The organism is Pseudomonas schmalbachii, assembly GCF_017589465.1.
In the GTDB taxonomy this organism is placed as follows: Bacteria; Pseudomonadota; Gammaproteobacteria; order Pseudomonadales; family Pseudomonadaceae; genus Pseudomonas; species Pseudomonas schmalbachii.
Map to the genome: position 1 here is coordinate 210605 of NZ_JAELYA010000010.1, position 20532 is coordinate 231136.

14 protein-coding genes are annotated in these 20532 nt (G+C 64.9%); 4 read left to right on the top strand and 10 right to left on the bottom strand.

All coding sequences use genetic code 11. The annotated features are described in order from the left end of the window. Positions 1-513 precede the first annotated feature (513 nt). The 10 genes from mhpE to glnA all read right to left on the bottom strand — a co-directional run bounded on the left by mhpE (position 514) and on the right by glnA (position 11033). A complete protein-coding gene (gene mhpE, locus JFY56_RS22490; RefSeq protein WP_208316388.1) occupies positions 514-1536 on the bottom strand; it encodes a 4-hydroxy-2-oxovalerate aldolase in 1023 nt (340 codons plus the stop codon). Continuing rightward, positions 1533-2462, bottom strand: coding sequence for an acetaldehyde dehydrogenase (acetylating) (locus tag JFY56_RS22495; protein WP_208316390.1), 930 nt, complete (start codon positions 2460-2462; stop codon positions 1533-1535). Before JFY56_RS22495 ends, mhpE begins: the two co-directional genes overlap by 4 nt. Positions 2463-2479: 17 nt before the next feature. Further along, the gene (gene mhpD, locus JFY56_RS22500; protein WP_208316392.1) at positions 2480-3274 is read right to left on the bottom strand and encodes a 2-keto-4-pentenoate hydratase; all 795 of its coding nucleotides are present in this window, start codon (positions 3272-3274) and stop codon (positions 2480-2482) included. A gap of 8 nt (positions 3275-3282) precedes the next feature. Beyond that, positions 3283-4152: an alpha/beta fold hydrolase gene (locus JFY56_RS22505; RefSeq protein ID WP_208316394.1), complete on the bottom strand. Its 870-nt coding sequence runs from the start codon at positions 4150-4152 to the stop codon at positions 3283-3285. Positions 4153-4164: 12 nt separating this feature from the next. Then, complete coding sequence (mhpB, locus tag JFY56_RS22510; RefSeq protein WP_208316397.1) at positions 4165-5112, bottom strand: 3-carboxyethylcatechol 2,3-dioxygenase; 948 nt, start codon at positions 5110-5112, stop codon at positions 4165-4167. Positions 5113-5462: 350 nt separating this feature from the next. Continuing rightward, complete coding sequence (gene ntrC, locus JFY56_RS22515) at positions 5463-6893, bottom strand: two-component system response regulator NtrC (RefSeq protein ID WP_208316400.1); 1431 nt, start codon at positions 6891-6893, stop codon at positions 5463-5465. A gap of 3 nt (positions 6894-6896) precedes the next feature. Beyond that, positions 6897-7973: a nitrogen regulation protein NR(II) gene (glnL, locus tag JFY56_RS22520; protein WP_208316402.1), complete on the bottom strand. Its 1077-nt coding sequence runs from the start codon at positions 7971-7973 to the stop codon at positions 6897-6899. 259 nt (positions 7974-8232) lie between these two features. Beyond that, entirely contained in the window at positions 8233-8784 is a 552-nt protein-coding gene (locus tag JFY56_RS22525; protein ID WP_208316404.1) for a DUF4124 domain-containing protein, read from the bottom strand. A gap of 3 nt (positions 8785-8787) precedes the next feature. After that, a complete protein-coding gene (locus tag JFY56_RS22530) occupies positions 8788-9300 on the bottom strand; it encodes a DUF4124 domain-containing protein (RefSeq protein ID WP_208316406.1) in 513 nt (170 codons plus the stop codon). 323 nt (positions 9301-9623) lie between these two features. Beyond that, positions 9624-11033 carry a glutamate--ammonia ligase gene (glnA, locus tag JFY56_RS22535; protein WP_208316408.1) on the bottom strand — a complete coding sequence of 470 codons (1410 nt, stop codon included), beginning with the start codon at positions 11031-11033 and terminating at the stop codon, positions 9624-9626. Between the two features lie 332 nt (positions 11034-11365). Here glnA and thiI point away from each other — a divergent pair, with 332 nt between their 5' ends. The 4 genes from thiI (at position 11366) to JFY56_RS22555 (ending at position 20013) form a co-directional block, all read left to right on the top strand. Then, positions 11366-12820, top strand: a complete 1455-nt coding sequence (gene thiI, locus JFY56_RS22540) for a tRNA uracil 4-sulfurtransferase ThiI (protein ID WP_208316410.1) — start codon at positions 11366-11368, stop codon at positions 12818-12820. A 149-nt stretch (positions 12821-12969) separates the two neighbouring features. Next, complete coding sequence (gene typA, locus JFY56_RS22545) at positions 12970-14790, top strand: translational GTPase TypA (RefSeq protein WP_208316412.1); 1821 nt, start codon at positions 12970-12972, stop codon at positions 14788-14790. 211 nt (positions 14791-15001) lie between these two features. After that, a complete protein-coding gene (locus JFY56_RS22550) occupies positions 15002-18646 on the top strand; it encodes a DUF2339 domain-containing protein (RefSeq protein ID WP_208316414.1) in 3645 nt (1214 codons plus the stop codon). Next, a complete protein-coding gene (locus JFY56_RS22555; protein ID WP_208316416.1) occupies positions 18643-20013 on the top strand; it encodes a DUF3999 domain-containing protein in 1371 nt (456 codons plus the stop codon). Before JFY56_RS22550 ends, JFY56_RS22555 begins: the two co-directional genes overlap by 4 nt. The last annotated feature ends 519 nt before the right edge of the window (positions 20014-20532 follow it).

The following is a 20532-nucleotide window of genomic DNA, read 5'->3' on the forward strand; positions in this document are numbered from 1 at the left end:
CGCACGCTGGGGCCGTCCGGGGACTGACGACCAAGGCAGCTCCACTGTAGGAAGGCGGCGCCCGGCGGGACTATCCCGCCACTGCAGGGGTTATCCGCTGTGCGCAGATTAATGACAGGGGTCAAGTGGGGGGCATGCGCGAGCGGCCGATGGCCGCGAATCGCGGGCATGGCCCGCTCCTACGGGTGGGTTTGCGTGCGGAATTGTAGGAGCGGACCATGTCCGCGAAAGGGGCGGAGATCGCGGTCATGGACTCCTACGAAGATGCTCTCGCGTTGCCGGTTCCCTCACCCTAACCCTCTCCCGGAGGGAGAGGGGACTGTCTGGCGTCGCCGGGTGGCGCGGTGTGTCGGCACGCTCCGAATAGCCCCCTCTCCCTCCGGGAGAGGGCAGGGGTGAGGGCAAGGGGATTCGGCACGGAGGGTATGGCGGAAGTAGGTTGGTGCTGAGCTTGCGAAGCCCAACGGCGCCATGGCTCGGCAGGTGTTGGGCTTCACTGCGTTCAGCGCCAACCTACGAAGAGGCTTTCGAGGCCAGCAGGTCGAGGGCGACGTCGACGATCATGTCTTCCTGGCCGCCGACCATCCGCCGCTTGCCCAGCTCGACGAGGATGTCCACCGCCTTGATGCCGTACTTTGCGGCCGCCACTTCCGAATGGCGCAGGAAGCTCGAATAGACACCCGCATAGCCCAGCGCCAAGGTTTCGCGATCCACGCGCACAGGGCGGTCCTGCAGCGGCCGCACCAGGTCGTCGGCGGCGTCCATCAGCGCGTAGAGGTCGGTGCCATGGTTCCAGCCGAGCTTGTCGGCGGCGGCGATGAACACCTCCAGCGGCGCGTTGCCGGCACCCGCGCCCATGCCGGCGAGGCTGGCGTCGATGCGGTCGCAGCCTTCCTCCACGGCGGCGATGGAGTTGGCCACGCCGAGGCTGAGGTTGTGGTGGGCGTGGATGCCGGTCTCGGTCGCGGGATTCAGCACCGCCTTCACCGCCCGGAAGCGCGCACGGATATCGTCCATGTTCATCGCCCCGCCGGAATCCACCACGTAGATGCAGGTGGCGCCGTAGCTCTCCATCAGCTTCGCCTGCTGCGCCAGTCCCTCCGGCGTCTGCATATGGCTCATCATCAGGAAGCCGACGGTATCCATGCCCAGCTCGCGGGCGTACTCGATGTGCTGCTTCGAGACATCCGCCTCGGTGCAGTGGGTTGCCACCCGCACCACGCGAGCGCCCGCGTTATAGGCGTTCTTCAGGTCATGGATGGTGCCGATGCCGGGCAGCAGCAGGGTGGCGATCTTCGCGTGCCGCACCACATCGGCGGCGGCTTCGATCCACTCCAGATCGGTATGCGCACCGAAGCCGTAGTTGAAGGACGAGCCTTGCAAACCATCGCCGTGAGCCACTTCGATGGAGTCGACTTTCGCCAGGTCGAGGGCTGTGGCGATGGCTCGCACGTCATCCAGCGAATACTGGTGGCGGATCGCATGCATGCCGTCGCGCAGGGTGACGTCGGAGATATAGAGTTTCTTGCCGTTCATGCCGAGGCTCCCATGGACTGGGCCATGCGCTCGGCGGTGGCCAGCGCGGCGGAGGTCATGATGTCGAGGTTGCCGGCATAGGCCGGCAGGTAATGGGCGGCGCCTTCCACTTCGAGGAAGATCGAGGTCTTCAGGCCGCTGAAGCGACCGTGGCCGGGGATATTCAGGTCGCGGACCTCGTCGAACTGCACCTTCTGCTTTAGCCGATAGCCCGGCACGTAGGCCTGCACGGCGGCGGCCATTTCCTCGATGCTCGCCTCGACCTTGGCCTGGTCCACCGATTCGGACAGCACATAGACGGTGTCGCGCATGATCAGCGGCGGCTCAGCCGGGTTCATGACGATGATCGCCTTGCCCTTGCTGGCGCCGCCGATCACTTCGATGGCCTTCGAGGTGGTCTCGGTGAATTCGTCGATATTGGCGCGGGTACCCGGGCCGGCGGATTTCGAAGCGATGGAAGCGATGATCTCCGCGTAGTGCACCTTCGCCACCCGCGATACCGCCGCCACCATCGGAATGGTTGCCTGGCCGCCGCAGGTGACCATGTTGACGTTGAGCGCCTGCAGGTGCTGCTCCAGGTTGACCACCGGCACGCAATAGGGACCTATCGCGGCCGGGGTCAGGTCGATCATGCGAAGAGCGGGCTTGTGGCCCCGCAGGAACGCGTCGTTCTTCACATGCGCCGAGGCACTGGTGGCGTCGAAGACGAAGTCGATCTCGTCAAAGATCGGCAGGCGGGTCAGGCCCTCCACGCCTTCGTGGGTAGTGGCCACGCCCAGTCGTGCTGCGCGGGCCAGACCGTCGGACGCCGGGTCGATACCGACCATGGCGGCCATTTCCAGATGCTGCGCGTGGCGCATCACCTTGATCATCAGGTCGGTGCCGATGTTGCCGGAACCGATGATGGCGACTTTTTTCTTGCTCATAGGGATTCTCTCTGCTGTCAGTCGGCGCTGAAGGTCGTGGCGACCCGGCCTATGCCGTCGATCTCGGCTTCGAAGCGGTCGCCGGCGGCCACCGCGACCATCGGCCCGAGCGCGCCGGTGAGGATGAGGTCGCCGGCCCGCAGCGGCTCGCCGAGGCCGGCCATGGTGCGGGCCAGCCACACTGCGGCGTTCAGTGGGTGGCCGAGGCACTCGGCTCCGCTGCCGGTGGAAACTTCCTCGCCGTTGCGGGTCATGCGCATGGCCGCGCCGCGCAGGTCGAGGCCGTCGATGCGGCGCGCCGGACCGCCGAGCACGTAGCAGCCGCTGGAGGCGTTGTCGGCCACGGTGTCGACAAAGCGGATGTTCCAGCCTGCGACGCGACTGCCGACGATCTCCAGCGCCGGCAGCACCCAGCCGGTGGCGGCCAGCACGTCGGCGAAGCTGGTGTCGGCGCGCGGCAGGTCGCGTTCGAGGATCAGCGCGATCTCCGCCTCGATCTTCGGCTGCAGCACGTGCGAGACCGGCACCACCTCGTTGTCGCCGTAGGCCATGTCGGCGAACAGGGTGCCGAAGTCCGGCTGGCCGACGCCGAGTTGCGCCTGCACCTTGGGATTGGTCAAACCGATCTTGCGTCCGACCACGCGACGGCCGGCGGCCACGCCGTGGGCAACGTTGAGGCGCTGGATGGCATAGGCGGCGGTGCCGTTGTCTTCACCGATCCGTTCGCGCAGCGGGGCGATCGACTCGCCGCTGGTTTCAGCCTGGCGGAGGGTGGCGGCCAGCTGTTCGAGAGTCTGTTGGGTAACGCTCATGCTTCACCTCAGTGGCGCAGGAAATCGAGGACCATGCGGTTGAACTTGTCGGCGTGCTCCCACTGCGCCCAGTGGCCGCAGCGGTTGAATACGTGCAGTTCGGCGTTGGGGATGCCGGCGAGCAGGCGCAGGCCGGTATCCAGCGGTACGAAGCGATCCTCGCGACCCCAGATCACCAGGGTCGGCGCGGCGATCTCGCCGAGGCGCGGGCCGAAGTCGGGGAACTGTTTCGGATTGGCGGCCAGGCTGGCGACGAAATTGTCCAGGTGGTCCTGGCGCGCGAGGATGTTGTCCAGGCGGGTCTGGAACAGTTCCTCGGTCAGGTTGCTGGTGTCGTGGACGAAGATGTTCATCATCTTCTTCAGGTTGTCGATGGTCGGCTCGCGGTACACCGCCTGCAGCAGCTTGATGCCCTCGGTGGGCATCGGCACGAACGGACTGGCGCCGCCGGTGCCGCCGCCCATCAGCACCAGCTTGCCGACGCGCTGCGGGTTGGCCAGGGCGAAGGCGACCGCGCTGTGCGCACCCATGGAGTTGCCGATCAGGTGCACGCGCTCGATACCGAGCCCGTCGAGCAGCCCGCGCAGGGCGGTGGCGTTCAGCTCGGAGCGCGAGCCGCGGCAGACCACCGGATCGCTCTTGCTCCAGCCCGGGCAGTCCATGAGGATCACCCGGTAGCCGGCCGCCACCAGCGGTTCGACGTTGCGGTTGAAATTCGCCCAGCCGCTGGCGCCCGGGCCGGAGCCGTGCAGCATGACCACCGTCTCGCGGCCTTCGCCGGCATCGTTGTAATGCAGGCGCAGGTCGAGTTCGCCGGTGCGGATGTGGGCGAAGCGGCTGGTGGATGACTCGCTCGGTTCCACGGTGTGTGCCGTCATCGGTTGCTTCCTTCAGTTGTGTTCGGGGGTGGCGGCGAGCGCGCCGAAGCCGGCGATCCATTCGGGAATCGGCCGGTAGTAGCGGTCGTGGGCACGGTAGGGGCCGAAGGCGGAGAGGGCGGCGAAGGCGGCCATCCAGGTCTTCACCTCATGGGTGGAGCGGCCGGCGATGGCGGACAGCTCGTCGTTGCCCAGCGCGTCCAGTTCGGCCAGCCGGCCTTCGCCGAGGGTGTCGAGGAACTGCCGGTCCCACTCGGGGTTGAGCGGGTGCAGCGAGTTCTGGTCGTGCACGAAGCGCTCGGCGGCGGAGATCACCCGTTGCTGGCGCGCCTGGCGTTCATCGGCCGGCAGGTTGCGGCCGCTGCCCATCAGGCGGTCGGCCATGCGTGCATCGACCTTGGCCAGCTCCGGCACCGGCGGCTGGTGCGACAGGCCGCCGGAGCCGAGGAACAGCACCCGTTTGTCCAGCATGCGGGCGAAACGCCCGATGGCCTCGCCGAGCAGGCGGGCACGCTGGAAGCCCGGCAGCGGAGGCGCCACCGCGTTGATGAAGACCGGCAGCACCGGCCTGCGGTCGAGGCCGCCAAGCAGGAATTCCAGCGGCTGGGCGAAACCGTGGTCCACCTGCATGCTGTAGGACACGGCGACATCCACGCCGGCGTCGAGCACTGCCGTGGCGCAGTCTTCGGCCAGCTCGCGGGGCACCGCCAGCGGCCCGGCGGCGCTGCCGAAGTCGCCGATGGCATGGGCCGCCATGCCGATGCAGAAGGGCGGCATGACGTCGTAGAAGAAACCGTTGAAATGGTCGGGGGAGAACAGGATCACCAGCTCCGGATCGAAGCGGGCAATCCGCTCGCGGGCCTGGGCGACGACATCGTCGACTTCGGCCAGCACATCCGGCGCCGGGTCCACGTGGCCGACCAGCGGGGTGTGCGAAAGGCATTGCAGATAGGCAGTCATCTCGAACCTCTTTGGCCCGCCAGGGGCGGGGACAGGGCAGGTTCGACTTTAGGGAGGCGGCGAAAGCAGGGGCTATCCCGCCGCTGCAGGGCTTATCCGCTGTGCGCAGATTAGTAGGGCGGACACTGTGCAGGCAGGATGGACTGCCTTGTAGGATGGGTTGAGCGCAGCGATACCCATCGGCGTTGCGGGGAATGATGGGTATCGCAAGCTCAACCCATCCTACGGTTTCCTCCGCACGTCGATACAGCCGTAGGAGCGGGCCATGCCCGCGATTCGCACCCATGGGGCGCGGCATTGCCGCAAAAGAAAAGGGACCTGCCGGTCCCTTCGATTGCTCCAGTGGCGCTTCAGTCGTCGCCTTCGTCGTCCGGGCCTTCGACTTTCATGCCCAGTTCCTTGATCTTGCGCGTCAAGGTATTCCTTCCCCAGCCCAGCAGCACGGCGGCGTCGCGGCGGCGGCCGGCGGTGTGCTTGAGGGCGGTTTCGATCATGATCCGCTCGAACGCCGGTACGGCGGTATCCAGCAGGTTCGACTGGCCGCGGCCGAGGGCCTGGTCGGCCCAGTGGCGCAGGGCCTGTTCCCAGTTGGCGGCCGGCGCGCTTTCCTGCGGTTGGGCGAGCAGTTCCGGCGGCAGGTCGTCGATCAGCACCTCGCGTCCGGAGGCCATCACGGTGATCCAGCGGCAGGTGTTCTCCAACTGGCGCACATTGCCGGGCCAGCCGAGGTTCTGCATGTACTCTTCGGTTTCCGGCTTGAGCAGCTTCGGCTCCACCGCCAGTTCCTGGGCGGCGCGGGCGAGGAAGTGGCGGGCCAGCGCGGGGATGTCTTCGCGGCGGTCGGCCAGGCGCGGGATGTGGATGCGGATGACGTTCAGGCGGTGGAACAGGTCCTCGCGGAACTTGCCTTCGCGCACCAGGGTTTCCAGGTTCTGGTGGGTGGCGGCGATGATCCGCACGTCCACCTTCACCGGCGTGTGGCCGCCGACGCGATAGAACTCGCCGTCGGCCAGCACGCGCAGCAGGCGGGTCTGGGTGTCGGCGGGCATGTCGCCGATCTCGTCGAGGAACAGGGTGCCGCCGTCGGCCTGTTCGAAGCGGCCGCGACGCTGTGCGGCGGCGCCGGTGAAGGCGCCCTTTTCATGGCCGAACAGTTCGGATTCCATCAGGTCCTTGGGGATCGCCGCCATGTTCAGCGCGATGAACGGCGCCGCCGCGCGCGGGCTGTGGCGGTGCAGGGCGTGGGCGACCAGTTCCTTGCCGGTGCCGGATTCGCCGTTGATCAGCACGGTGATGTTGGAGTGGCTGAGGCGGCCGATGGCGCGGAACACCTCCTGCATGGCCGGCGCCTCGCCGATGATCTCCGGGGTGCGGGTCAGGCTGGCCGGGGCTTCCAGGCCCTGCTGCTCCTGCGCGTGCTGGTTGGCGCGCTTGACCAGCGAGACGGCTTCGTCGACGTCGAACGGCTTGGGCAGGTATTCGAAGGCGCCGCCCTGGTAGGAGGCCACCGCGCTGTCCAGGTCGGAATGCGCGGTCATGATGATCACCGGCAGGCGCGGGTGCAGTTCGCGGATCTGCGCCAGCAGGTCGAGGCCGCTGGTGCCGGGCATGCGGATGTCGGAAATGATCACGTCCGGCTGTTGCCGGCCGAGGCGGCTGAGCACGCTGTCGGCGCTGTCGAAGCACAACGTGTCCATGCCTTCCTGTTGCAGGGCTTTCTCCAGTACCCAGCGGATGGAGCGGTCGTCGTCGACGATCCAGACAGTCTCTGAACGGCTCATTGGTTAATGCACTCCTTGTTCCAGGGGCAGGAACAGACTGAATACGGTGTGCCCGGGATGGCTCTCGCATTCGATCAGACCCTGGTGCTGGCTGATGATGTTCTGGGCGATGGCCAGGCCGAGCCCGGTGCCGTCCGGGCGGCCGCTGACCATGGGATAGAAGATGGTTTCCTGAAGTTCCGGGGGGATGCCCGGACCGTTGTCGATGATTTCCACCTTGCACACCAGGCGGTGGCGGGTGTGGCCGATGGTGAACTGGCGAACGGTGCGCGAACGCAGGCTGATGCGGCCGAGGCGCAGGTCGTTCTGCGAGGCGACGGCCTGCATGGCGTTGCGCACGATGTTGAGCACGGCCTGGATCATCTGCTCGCGGTCGAGCAGCAGGTCGGGGATGCTCGGATCGTAGTCGCGGACGATGGTGATGCTGCCCTGGGTTTCCGCTTCCACCAGGCTGCAGACGCGCTCCAGCACTTCGTGGATGTTGGTCACCGCCAGTTGCGGCAGCTTGTTCGAGCCGAGCATGCGGTCCACCAGGTTCCGCAGGCGGTCGGCCTCTTCGATGATGACGTTGGTGTAGTCCTTCAGCGCCTCGTCCGGCAGTTCGCGGGAGAGCAACTGCGCCGCGCCGCGGATGCCGCCGAGCGGGTTCTTGATCTCGTGGGCGAGGCCGCGCACCAGCAGCTTGGTGGTTTCCTGCTTGGACAACTGCGCCTCTTCCTTGGTGATCCGCATCAGCCGGTCGCGCGGATGCACTTCGAGCAGCAGCAGGGTTTCGCGGCGGCTGAGGATCGGCGTCACTGCATAGTCGACGGTGATCGACTGGCCGGTGAGGGAGGTCAGCGTCGCCTCGCGCTTGGTGAAGGGGTGCGCCTCTTCCACCGCCTGACGCAGGGACTGCAGGGCTTCCGGCGATTCGGTGAACAGCTCGCTGATGAACTGCCCGTGGCTGCGCTGGCCGCTGACGGCGAGGAGCATCTCCGCCGCCGGGTTCATGTATTCCAGGCGCAGATCGGCATTGAGCAGGATTACTGCCGTGGTGAGGTTGTCGAGCAGGAGTCTGAGCTGGGTTTCTGTAGGCATGGCGCGGAAATGTCCCAAGGTTGGGCAGGAAAATGCAAAAAACAAACCAGGCCCTGAAAAGGCGCGTCATTCGGCGCTTGGCGCGGGATGGCGGTGCACCGGGAGGAGGATGCGCCGCTCAAAGTGCCCTGAAACAGGGAGAGTATAGAAAGTGGTGCATTTAAATGCACCGAAATGGTGCGTAGGCTGGCGCTGAACGCAGTGAAGCCCAACATTGGCCGGCATTGGCACCGTTGGGCTTCGCAAGCTCAGCGCCAACCTACGGGATCGTTGCCAACCCGGGTTGCGCGGGGTTCGGGTTGCCGGCGATCGATACGCGCTTCATGTGGAACGGCTGGTTGGGCGTCTGCTCCAGGGTGCGGCCCTGGCCATCGAGGATTTCCACCGACAACTGGTGGGTGCCGCGATCGACGTTGTGCAGCGGGAATACCGGACTGCGGCCGGGCTCGCCGACGCTCTTGCCGTCGAGCAGCAGGCGGTAGGAGTGGCCGGGCAGCAGGGTGGGGTCGCTGCTGACGCTGACGATCATCTCGCCGTTGTTGGCGCGGATGGTGGCATCGGGCTCGGGCACGAGGATGCGCAGCAGCTGGTACTGCGGCGGGCTCGGCGGCGGCGACGGGGCGTAGGGGTTGTACTGGTCGGCCGGCGCCGGGGGCATGGCGTTGGACGGCGCCAGTTCGATGCGCTGGGCATTGCTGCGCTTTGGCTGGTCGGTGAAGACGCGATTGCCGTCCTGGTCGATGTAGGTGTAGACCCCGGCGAAGGCGGGCAGGGCGGCCAGCAGCAGCGAGCAGAGCAGCAGTCGGCGCATGGGTCAGCGGTTCACATGCACGCGCTGCACGGTGAACGACACCGGCGAGCTGGATTGCAGGACCCGGTCGCCGCTCAGCACCTGGACGGCCAACGTGTGGTCGCCGCGGTCGATGTTCTCCAGGGTGAAGGTGGTTTCGCGGCTGGGTGGGCCGTAGGGCTGGCCGTCCAGCAGCAGGCGCAGCTGATGGTTGCCGGCCAGTCGTGGCTGCTGGATCACGTCGACGCTGAAAGTGCCGTTGTTGGCGCGCAACGCCTCGGCGGAGGGCAGGTTGCCCAGCGCCAGGATGCTGTAGGGCGTGCCTGCGCCGGGATTGTCGGCTGCCTTCGGCGGCGCGCTGGCCGGGGGCTGCATCTGCACCGTCGGCGCCGGCGGCAGGTCCACCGGCTTGGTGTCGACGCCGGTCGGTGGTTTGTTGGTGAACACCGTCTTGCCGTTGGCATCGGTGTATTTGTAGATCTCCGCGCTGGCTGGCAGCACGACGGCAAGCAGCGCGATGGCAATCGACAGGCGCATGGGACGGTCTCCGCTGGTTCCTGCAAGCCTTGCACCTCCGTGGGCGCCGGGCAAGCGGGTTATTGTCGGCGAGTGTTGCGGCGAATGCTGTGCGCCATTGCTCGCAAGCAGCCGTTGGCGCCGGGCTTGCGCATCCCAACGTTGCTACGCCTGACAGATGTTGGGCTTCGCTCTTGTAGGTTGGGCTGAGGTACGAAGCCCAACGGCGTGGCTGCCGGCAATTGTTGGGCTTCGCTGCGCTCAGCGCCAACCTACGGACATAAAAAAGGCCTCCCGAAGGAGGCCTCAATGTTGACGCTACTTATAGTAGGTATTCGTCGAAATCAGACGCTGTAGTACAGGTCGTATTCCAGCGGGTGCACGAAGGTGCGGACCTTGATTTCTTCTTCCGACTTCAGCTCGATGTAGGCATCGATGAACTCGTCGGTGAACACGCCGCCCTTGGTCAGGAACGCACGGCCCTTGTCCAGTTCTTCCAGCGCTTCCTTCAGGCTGCCGCAAACCTGCGGGATTTCCTTCGCCTCTTCCGGCGGCAGGTCGTACAGGTTCTTGTCGGCGGCATCGCCGGGGTGGATCTTGTTCTGGATGCCGTCCAGACCGGCCATCAGCAGAGCTGCGAAGCACAGGTACGGGTTGGCAGCCGGGTCCGGGAAGCGCGCTTCGATGCGGCGGGCTTTCGGGCTGGATACGTACGGAATACGGATCGAGGCGGAACGGTTGCGGGCGGAGTAGGCCAGCATTACCGGGGCTTCGAAGCCCGGAACCAGACGCTTGTAGGAGTTGGTGGCCGGGTTGGTGAAGCCGTTCAGCGCCTTGCCGTGCTTGATGATGCCGCCGATGAAGTACAGGGCGGTATCGGACAGGCCGGCATAGCCTTCGCCAGCGAAGGTGTTCTTGCCATCTTTGGAGATGGACATGTGAACGTGCATGCCCGAGCCGTTGTCGCCGTACAGCGGTTTCGGCATGAAGGTCACGGTCTTGCCGTAGGCGTCGGCAACGTTGTGGATGCAGTACTTCAGGGTCTGAACTTCGTCAGCCTTGGCAACCAGGGTGTTGAACTTGACGCCGATTTCGTTCTGGCCGGCAGTCGCCACTTCGTGGTGGTGAACTTCGACGACCAGGCCCATTTCTTCCATGGCGTTGCACATGGCGGTACGGATTTCGTGGTCGTGGTCGACCGGCGGTACCGGGAAGTAGCCGCCTTTCACGCCCGGACGGTGGCCCTTGTTGCCCGACTCGATGTCAGCGTCGGTGTTCCAGGAAGCCTGCTCGGAGAAGATCTTGAACATCGAGCCGGAGATGTCGGACTTGAACTTCACTTCGTCGAAGATGAAGAACTCCGGCTCCGGGCCGACGAATACGGTGTCGCCGATACCGGTGGACTTCAGGTATTCCTCGGCGCGCTTGGCGATGTTGCGCGGGTCGCGCTCGTAGCCTTGCATGGTGCTCGGCTCGATGATGTCGCAGACGATGATCAGGGTCGGCTCTTCGGTGAACGGGTCGAGCACGGCGGTGCTGTCGTCCGGCAGCAGGATCATGTCGGAGGCTTCGATGCCTTTCCAGCCTTCGATGGAGGAGCCATCGAACATCTTGCCGGCTTCGAAGAACTCATCATCCAGCGCGTCGCGAGCCGGCATGGTGACGTGTTGCTGCTTGCCTTTGGTATCGGTGAAGCGCAGGTCTACCCACTTCACGTCATGGTCTTTGATCAGTTGCTGCGACTTGTACGACATGCTGTCCTCCAGGAGGGATCTAAAGCGTGGAGCTCGTGCTCCGTAACGGTTGACGCCGGGCGGGAATACTCCGCCAGGGCGACCTGCATCACAAGAGAGCAAGTAGCGTGCCAGTGCCCGCATTTGGGCAAGGGGCCGCAGAATAAGGCTTTCAGCGCCTGTCGCGCGGGAAATTCCGTCAATTGGCGCACCATTGTGGTGCCTGCATGTGGTGCGTCAGTCCATTTTGGTGCATCGAAAAGAAAGTCATCCTCTTCTGCTCAAGTCTTGAGCAATTTCGGATATAATCTCGCCCCTTTTTTTAGCGACTTGGCCGCCATCGGTCCTTCTGCATGAAACTCATCGTCAAGGTCTTCCAGGAAATCACCATCAAGAGCCGGCCGGTGCGCAAGCGCTTCATCCGGCAACTGGCGAAGAACATTCGCACGGTGCTGCGCGACCTCGACCCCGAACTGCTGGTAGAAGGCGAGTGGGACAATCTGGAGGTCGAGACCAGGGTCAGCGACGCCAAGGTCCTGCGCGAGATGATCGAGCGCCTGACCTGCACCCCGGGCATCGGCCACTTCCTCGAAGTGCACGAATACCCGCTGGGCGACTTCGACGACATCCTCGCCAGGTGCAAGGCGCACTTCGGCGACAAGCTGCAAGGCAAGATCTTCTCCGTACGCTGCAAGCGCGCCGGCAAGCACCCGTTCACCTCTATAGATGTGGAGCGTTACGTCGGCGGCGGCCTGCGCCAGCAGTGCGGCGCGGCGGGCGTTTCGCTGAAGGACCCGGAAGTCGAAGTGCGCATGGAAATCCGCCATGACCGCCTGTACGTCATCCATGAAAAGCACATGGGCCTCGGCGGCTATCCGCTGGGCGCGCTGGAGCAGGTGCTGGTGCTGATGTCCGGCGGCTTCGACTCCACCGTCGCGGCCTACCAGATGATGCGCCGCGGGATGATCAGCCACTTCGTGTTCTTCAACCTCGGCGGTCGTGCCCACGAACTGGGCGTGATGGAAGTCGCCCACTATCTATGGGAGAAGTTCGGTCGCTCGCAGCGCGTGCTGTTCGTCAGCGTGCCGTTCGAGGAAGTGGTCGGCGAGATTCTCACCAAGGTCGACGACAGCTACATGGGCGTGACCCTCAAGCGCATGATGCTGCGCGCCGCCAGCCGCGTGGCCGAGCGCCTGCAGCTGGACGCGCTGGTGACCGGCGAGGCGATTTCCCAGGTGTCCAGCCAGACCCTGCCGAACCTCTCGGTGATCGACCGGGTGACCGACACCCTGGTGCTGCGCCCGCTGATCGTCAGCCACAAACAGGACATCATCGACACCGCCACGAAGATCGGCACCGCCGAGTTCGCCAAGCACATGCCGGAATACTGCGGCGTGATCTCGGTGAATCCGACGACCCAGGCCAAGCCGTACCGTGTCGATCACGAAGAAACCAAGTTCGACATGGCCGTGCTGGATCGCGCCATGGAGCGCGCCACGCAGATGACCGTCGACCGCGTCATCGACGAGCTGGGCAAGGACCTGCCGGTGGAAATGGTCGCCGAAGTTCTGCCGGGGCAGATCGTCGTCGACATCCGTCACCCGGACGCCCAGGAAGACGAACCGCTGGCGCTGGAAGGCGTCGAAGTGCTGCCGATGCCGTTCTACGCCATCAACAGCAAGTTCAAGGAGCTCGACCCGAATCGCCAGTACCTGCTGTATTGCGACAAGGGCGTCATGAGCCGCCTGCATGCCCATCACCTGGTCAACGAGGGGCACACCAATGTGCGTGTTTATCGCCCGGCTTAAGCAGCCCGGGCTGTTCGGCGGCAGTATCCGCCACCGACCTCCCGACATATTCCGGGCGTAGTTTTGCCCTCCGACTGCCCTGAAATACCGCCGTATACCGGCCAATCGCTGCCAAGGCAGCCTGAAGATTTCTTCTCGAGACAGATACCGTGATCGAAAAACTCCGCAATATCGCCATCATCGCCCACGTCGACCATGGCAAGACCACCCTCGTTGACAAGCTGCTGAAGCTGTCCGGCACCCTGGACCGCAAGGAAGCCGAGAACGAGCGTGTGATGGACTCCAACGACCAGGAAAAGGAACGCGGCATTACCATCCTGGCGAAGAACACCGCCATCAAGTGGAACGGCTACAACATCAACATCGTCGACACCCCCGGCCACGCCGACTTCGGTGGTGAGGTAGAGCGCGTGATGTCGATGGTCGACTCCGTGCTGCTGGTGGTCGACGCCCAGGACGGCCCCATGCCGCAGACCCGTTTCGTGACCCAGAAGGCCTTCAAGGCCGGCCTGCGTCCGATCGTCGTGGTCAACAAGATCGACCGTCCGGGCGCGCGTCCTGACTGGGTCATCGACCAGATCTTCGACCTGTTCGACAACCTCGGCGCCACCGATGAGCAGCTCGACTTCCCGATCGTCTACGCCAGCGCCCTGAACGGTATCGCCGGCATGGACCACGAGAAGATGGACGACAACATGGACGCGCTGTTCCAGGCGATCATCGACCACGTCCCGGTTCCGCAGGTCGACGTCGACGGCCCGTTCCAGATGCAGATCTCCCAGCTGGACTACAACAGCTTCCTCGGCGTGATCGGCATCGGCCGTATCGCCCGCGGCAAGATCAAGTCCAACACCCCGGTCGTGGCGATCAGCGACGACGGCACCAAGCGCAACGGTCGCGTCCTCAAGATCATGGGCCACTCGGGCCTGCAGCGCGTGGAAGTGGCTGAAGCCGAAGCCGGCGACATCGTATGCGTCAGCGGCATGGAAGAGCTGTTCATCTCCGACACCCTGTGCGACCCGCAGAACGTCGAGGCGCGTCCGCCGCTGACCGTCGACCAGCCGACCGTGAGCATGACCTTCCAGGTCAACGACTCGCCGTTCGCCGGTCGTGAAGGCAAGTTCGTCACCAGCCGCAACATCAAGGACCGCCTGGAGAAGGAACTGCTGCACAACGTCGCCCTGCGCGTCGAGCCGGGCGAATCCGCCGAGAAGTTCAAGGTTTCCGGCCGTGGTGAGCTGCACCTCTCCGTACTGATCGAAACCATGCGCCGCGAAGGCTTCGAGATGGCCGTGGGCCGTCCGGAAGTGGTGATCATCGAGAACGAGGCCGGCGAGAAGCAGGAGCCGTACGAGAACGTCACCATCGACATCGAAGAGCAGCACCAGGGCTCGGTGATGGAGCAGATGGGCCTGCGCAAGGGCGATCTGAGCAACATGATCCCCGACGGCAAGGGTCGCGTTCGTCTGGAGTACACCATCCCGGCGCGTGGCCTGATCGGCTTCCGTAACAACTTCCTGACCCTGACCTCGGGTACCGGCATCCTGACTTCGACCTTCAGCCACTACGGCCCGATCAAGGCCGGCGAAGTCAGCAACCGTCAGAACGGCGTACTGGTCTCCATGGCCACCGGCACCGCGCTGACCTACTCGCTGGAAACCCTGCAAAGCCGCGGCAAGCTGTTCCTCGGCCCAGGCGACGAGATCTACGAAGGTCAGCTGGCCGGCATCAACAGCCGTGACAACGACCTGGTGATCAACCCCACCAAGGGCAAGAAGCTCGACAACATGCGCGCTTCGGGCAAGGACGAAGTCATCGCCCTGGTTCCGCCGATCCGCTTCACCCTGGAGCAGGCGCTGGAATTCATCGCCGACGACGAGCTGGTGGAAGTGACGCCGAAGTCGATCCGCCTGCGCAAGAAGCTGCTGAACGAGAACGACCGCAAGCGCTACGAGCGCGCCAAGGTCTGATCCGTTCCAGTGGAACAGCGAAAGCCGGGCATCTGCCCGGCTTTCGCGTTGCTGGGGGAGCTATTGCTCGTCGCGGCGCAGAACACTGATATGCGTCAGATGCTTCCTGCAGGCGAGTTTGCGGCTCGCCGATATACTCGCAGCACGGGTCCTCTCCTCGCAGGAAGGCTGGGCAGGGTGGATGCGTTGTTCCCCTTCAAGGATTGCTCGCATGCAATGGATCTTCATGCTGGTCGGACTCGTCATCGGGGCGAGTGCGGGAGAGTCGATCACCGCTGGCGTGCTCGGCGCGCTGGTGGGACTTGGGCTGGGTCAGGCCATCGGGTTGCAGCGTCTGCAGAAGCAGAACGCCGAGCTGAGTGGCAGGCTCGCGGCGTTCATCGCGCGCTTCGAGGCCGAGGGGCAGGCGCTCAAGCGGCAACTGCAGGAGGCGGAGACGCGCGAGACGGCTCCGTCGCCCTCTGCGCAATCGCCTGTTGCTGCCGATCTCGAATCTCCAGTTGCCGAGGAGCCGGTTTCCGCTACTGCGGCCGCTGAGGCCGATCTGCTCTGGGATATAGAGCTGCCCCGTCCGAGCGAGCAGCCCGCCGTTGCAACTCCTGCCGAACAGCCGGAGGCGACGCCGTTCGACTGGTCGGCGAATGCCGCTCCGGCGGAAGCCACTGCATCCCCAGAGCAGATGCAACAGGACCCGTGGTCGGCAGGGGCGGCCGAGCCCGCCGGCCCATCGATCTTCGAACGCGCTTTTGGCCTGGCCCGCGACTGGCTGCTGGGCGGCAATACCGTCCTGCGCGTCGGTGTGGTGCTGCTGTTCCTGGGGCTGGCCTTCCTGCTGCGCTATGCCACCGAAGGCATGGTCATGCCGCCGCAGGCTCCCTATATAGGTACGGCAGCGGCGGCCCTGGCGCTGCTCGGGCTGGGCTGGTGGCTGCGCCGGCGGCGCACCGGCTACGCGCTGGTGCTGCAGGGTACAGGTGTCGCGGTGCTGTACCTGACGGTGTTTGCCGCCATCAAGCTCTATCCGCAGATGAACGGCGGCGACGTGCTCATCTCTGCCGAAGCGGGCTTCGTGCTGCTGGTGGTGGTGACGGCCTGTTCGGCGGTGCTCGCCGTATTGCAGGATGCGCTGGGACTTGCCGCGGCAGCGGCGCTGGGCGGCTTCGCGGCACCGATCCTGACGTCCAGCGGTGGCGGCAACCATGTCGCTCTGTTCAGCTATTTCGCGCTGCTGAATGCCGGCATCTTCCTGATCGCCTGGTTCAAGGCCTGGCGTCTGCTCAATCTGATCGGCTTCATCGGTACCTTCGGCATCGGTTTCGCCTGGGGGTTGCGCTCATATACGCCGGAGCTGTTCGTCAGCACCGAGCCGTTCCTGCTGCTGTTCTTCCTGATGTACGTCGCCATCGGCCTGCTCTTCGCCCGTCGCCAGTTGCGCGAGGTGGCGGGGCAGGAAGAGTCGGCCAGTAGTGAGGAGAGCCTGCTCCGGTCGTTGCGGCAGACCGACTATGTCGATGCTTCGGTGCTGTTTGGCACGCCGCTGGTTGGCTTCGGCCTGCAGTATGCCGTGATCCGCCATATCGAATTCGGAGCGGCATTCAGCGCGCTGGCGCTGGGACTGTTCTATATGGTGCTGGCGCGCCTGCTGGCCGGGCGCAAGGTGCAGTTGCTGGTCGAGGCGTGCCTGGCGCTTGGCGTGGTATTCGGCACGCTGGCCATTCCGCTTGGCCTGGATGCGCGCTGGACTTCTGCGGCCTGGGCGGTGGAAGGGGCGGGTATCTACTGGCTCGGCCTGCGCCAGCAGCGTCGGCTGGCGCGGATTTTCGCCCTGCTGCTGCAGGGCGGTGCTGCGCTGGCATTCGTCGCCAGCCTGCACGCAGGTGGCGACACCCTGCTGGATGGTGCGCCGCTGGGTGCCCTGATGCTCGGCGCAGCGTTGCTGTTCAGCTTCTGGCGCCTGCGTAGTGAGCCTGCTGAGCGCCTTGGCGCCTGGGAGCCGAAGTGCGAGCCGGTGCTGGCCTGTGCCGGGCTGGCGTTCCTCTATCTGATCGCGCCGCTGTGTTTCGCCGCGCAGGCCTCGGCGATCGCCTGGGCGCTGGCCGGCCTGGCGACGCTGTTCGCAGGCTTGCGACTGCGCTCGCGCAGCTTCCTGTTCTGCGCCTTCGCCGTGCAGTTGCTTGGCGGCGTGTTGTTCCTCCTGGATATGCGCGGTGCGGAGCTGGGGGCTGGTTTCGTTGCGGGCTGGCAGGGCCTGCTCGGCGCCTCCTTGATCGGCTTGGCGCTGGTCGCCGGCATGCTGATCGCCGGGCGCGATCCGCTGCTGCGTGAAGACCGGCGGCTGATGCTCGGCTTGAGCGTTGTGCTGCTGGCCGGTCTGGCCTTCCTCAATCTCGCCGTGCTGTTCGCTCTGCCGTGGCGTACGGCAAGCGCAGTATGGGCTGGCAGCGGCCTGCTGATCGTCTGGCTCAGCCTGTACCTGCAACAGCGCGCCAGCTTCGTCTTCGGCCTGGCGCTGCAGATCATCGGTGGTGCAGCTTTCCTGCTCACCGGTCCATCTCTGCTCGGGCCCTTGCCCAGCGAGGGCTTGAGTCCGCTGGCTCATGCCGGCTTCTGGACTCCGGCAGTGCTGGCGCTGGCTGCGCTGGCCGGCGCCTGGCGGCTGCATCGTGCGGGTGAGCGGGAGCGCAGCCTGGCGCTGGGTGCTCTCGATCTCGAACGCTTGTCGCAGTTGCTGCTGATCTGGGGCGCTGGTTGGTGGGCTCTTGCCGCGCTGTGCGAGATCGGCCGCTTCGTGCCCGGCGAAATGCGCGAGCATGTGGCGCTGCTGGTGGCTGCATTGACTGTGGCGCTGTGGACGCTGCTCGCCCTGCGCGAACAGTGGCGCGCCCTGGCGCTGCTCTGCCTGGCCCTGGTACCGCTGGCCTGTCTGGCTTTGGCGAGCGCATGGCAGCCGGAATACCATCCACTGGCGAACCTCGGCTGGCTGGGCTGGCTGGCGCTACTGCTGGTCCACCTGCTGTCGCTCTGGCGTCTGGGTGACCTGCTGCCGAAGCCGGCGGCAAGCGCAGTCCATGTGCTTGGCTGCTGGCTGATCCTCGGCGTGCTGGCCTTGGAGTTGCGCTTCCTTTTCTATGCCCTGGCCGAGCACTACAACGCCTGGCGCTGGCTGGGCTGGGCATTGGTGCCGAGCCTGTTCCTCATCGTCATGGGTTCGCACCGGACACTGCCGTGGCCGGTGTCGGCGTTCCCGCGCGAGTACCGTGGCATCGCGGCATTGCCGGTGGCGCTGTTGCTGCTCGCCTGGTTCTGGCTGGTCAACCTGCTCAGCAATGGCGCGGCCGACCCGCTGCCCTATCTGCCGCTGTTCAACCCGCTGGAGCTGGGCATGCTGATCGTCCTGCTGGCGGTCTACCGCTGGGCGCTCGCTGGCCTGCCGTTACTTGGTGTGGACTCGCGCTGGCTCGGGCAGCCGCTTCAGGTACTCGTCGGCGCCTCGCTGTTTGCCCTGGCGACCCTGGCGGTATGCCGTACTGCGCATCACTGGGCCGGCGTACCGTTCGAGCTGGCCGACCTGCGTCATTCGATGGTGGTGCAGGCCGGGCTGTCGATCGTCTGGACCCTGATCGCCCTCGGACTGATGATCTTCGGCCACCTGCGCGCTCGCCGCGATCTGTGGATGGTCGGCGCAGCGCTGATCGCGGTCGTGGTGGTCAAACTGTTCTTCGTCGAGCTGGGCAACAGCGGCAGCCTGGCGCGCATCGTCTCGTTCATTGGTGTCGGCGTTCTGCTGCTGATAGTCGGCTATTTCGCCCCCTTGCCGCCGCGGCGGGCAGAGCCAGAGGAGCATCCTTCCACATGAAGTCGACCGTCTTTATCAAGGCATGTGCCGCGCTGTTCTGCGCCGGTTTCCTGAATGCTGGCGCGGCGGCGGAAAACCCGGCCGATTTCGCCAGCCAGGTACCGCTCGCGGTGTCCGGCACGGGGCCGTGGTATCGCCTGCAGTTGCCGATCGAAGTGCAGCTTGCCGCCCGGCATGCCGACCTGCGGGACTTGCGGGTGTTCAATGCCGAGGACGAGGCATTGCCCTACAGTCTGCGCGCAGGCACTGCCAGGCAAAGCGAAACCCGCCTGGAAGCGACGGCAAGGGTGTTCCCGCTGCGTGGTGCGGCGGGAAGCACGGCACTGGAAGGGCTGAGGGTGGTGCGCAATACCGCTGGCACCATTGTCGAGATTCCTCCCGCGGCAGTGCCTGATGGCGCTCGTCAAATCCTGCGCGGCTGGTTGCTTGACGCCAGTACCAGCGATTTTCCGCTGGACCGCCTGAGTCTCGAGTGGAGTGCCGAGGCGGAAGGCTTCCAGCGTTTCCGCATCGAGGCCAGTGATGACCTGAACCGCTGGAGTCCGTTGGGTGAAGGGCAGGTTGCACGGCTGAGCTTCAATGGCGAGCGGATCGACAATAACGACGTCGAACTGCCGGGAGTGCATGCGCGCTACCTGCGTCTGCTGTGGCTTGCGCCGGAGGAGGCGGCGATGCTCAAGGGGGCGCGCCTGAGCGGCATCCGCAGTAATACCGAGCCGGCACCCCTGGTGTGGTCGGCGCCCCTGGCAGGGCGTTCGGGGGTGGAAGGCGAATTCATCTGGAACCTGCCTCAGGCATTGCCGCTGGAGCGCCTGCGGATTCCTCTCGAACAGCCCGAGACGCTGGCGCCGGTCTCGTTGCAAGGCAGGCTCGATGGCAAGGTGCAATGGAGCCCGCTGGCGCGCACGGTGCTGTACCGCCTGTCACAGGATGGCCGGGAGATGCGCCAGGATGAGATTGCGTTGCCGGGGTGGCCGGTCAGTCAGTTGCGCTTGCTGGTGGATTCGCGGGGCGGCGGCCTGGGTGGCCCGGTTCCACAATTGAGTGTGGCGCTACGTGCCAGCGAGGTGATTTTCCTCGCCCGTGGTAGTGCGCCTTATAGGGTTGCCGTGGGGAATGCGTCGTCGCAGAGCTCCAGTCTGCCAATGACGACGCTGGTGCCTGGCTACGACGAATCCAGTCTGGCGACAATGGGCAGAGCCCAGGTCGAGGGTGTTCTGCAGGAAGGGATGGCGTCCCGGGTTGGGGATGCAGGCGATGGCACCAATTGGAAGCGCATCGCGCTCTGGGGCGTCCTGCTGCTTGGGGTGGCCCTGTTGGCGGGAATGGCATTGAGCCTGTTGCGCAACTCTGCGACGAAGCGCTGAGGCCGCATTAATGCGGAGGGCGGGCTCTGGTCGGCATTTCCCTGCTGCGTCGGGATGTGGCGGTAAACTGATTGTCCGGGCAGGTTTAGAAAGTATTTTCAGAAAGTCGTTGACGAAGTTTTCTGAGTCCCTATAATGCGCCCCACTCTCACGGCGGCGCCGGCAAAGAGCTTGAAAATCAAGCACTTAAGCAGCAACGAAGTGAGAGTGAAGTGCCGAGAGGGGCTTGACAGCGAGATTGATCGCTGTAGAATGCGCCTCCCGCTGACGAGAAGGCTCGATCTTCTCCTTGGCGCAAGCGATTGAGTAGAAACGAAAATTTCGAAAAATAAGGCTTGACGGACGAAGAGGTTGGCGTAGAATGCGCGCCTCGGTTGAAGCGAGGGCCTCAACCAACTGCTCTTTAACAAGTTGAATCAAGCAATTCGTGTGGGTGCTTGTGAGTTAAGACTGATCGATCGCAAGATTATCAGCATCACAAGTAACACTCGTGAATTCGAGAGTTTTTTGCGATTGCTG

Coding starts and splice junctions, on each gene's coding strand:
- mhpE (WP_208316388.1), bottom strand. CDS start 1,536: ATGAACGGCAAGAAACTCTATATCTCCGACGTCACCCTGCGCGACGGC.
- JFY56_RS22495 (WP_208316390.1), bottom strand. CDS start 2,462: ATGAGCAAGAAAAAAGTCGCCATCATCGGTTCCGGCAACATCGGCACC.
- mhpD (WP_208316392.1), bottom strand. CDS start 3,274: ATGAGCGTTACCCAACAGACTCTCGAACAGCTGGCCGCCACCCTCCGC.
- JFY56_RS22505 (WP_208316394.1), bottom strand. CDS start 4,152: ATGACGGCACACACCGTGGAACCGAGCGAGTCATCCACCAGCCGCTTC.
- mhpB (WP_208316397.1), bottom strand. CDS start 5,112: ATGACTGCCTATCTGCAATGCCTTTCGCACACCCCGCTGGTCGGCCAC.
- ntrC (WP_208316400.1), bottom strand. CDS start 6,893: ATGAGCCGTTCAGAGACTGTCTGGATCGTCGACGACGACCGCTCCATC.
- glnL (WP_208316402.1), bottom strand. CDS start 7,973: ATGCCTACAGAAACCCAGCTCAGACTCCTGCTCGACAACCTCACCACG.
- JFY56_RS22525 (WP_208316404.1), bottom strand. CDS start 8,784: ATGCGCCGACTGCTGCTCTGCTCGCTGCTGCTGGCCGCCCTGCCCGCC.
- JFY56_RS22530 (WP_208316406.1), bottom strand. CDS start 9,300: ATGCGCCTGTCGATTGCCATCGCGCTGCTTGCCGTCGTGCTGCCAGCC.
- glnA (WP_208316408.1), bottom strand. CDS start 11,033: ATGTCGTACAAGTCGCAGCAACTGATCAAAGACCATGACGTGAAGTGG.
- thiI (WP_208316410.1), top strand. CDS start 11,366: ATGAAACTCATCGTCAAGGTCTTCCAGGAAATCACCATCAAGAGCCGG.
- JFY56_RS22550 (WP_208316414.1), top strand. CDS start 15,002: ATGCAATGGATCTTCATGCTGGTCGGACTCGTCATCGGGGCGAGTGCG.
- JFY56_RS22555 (WP_208316416.1), top strand. CDS start 18,643: ATGAAGTCGACCGTCTTTATCAAGGCATGTGCCGCGCTGTTCTGCGCC.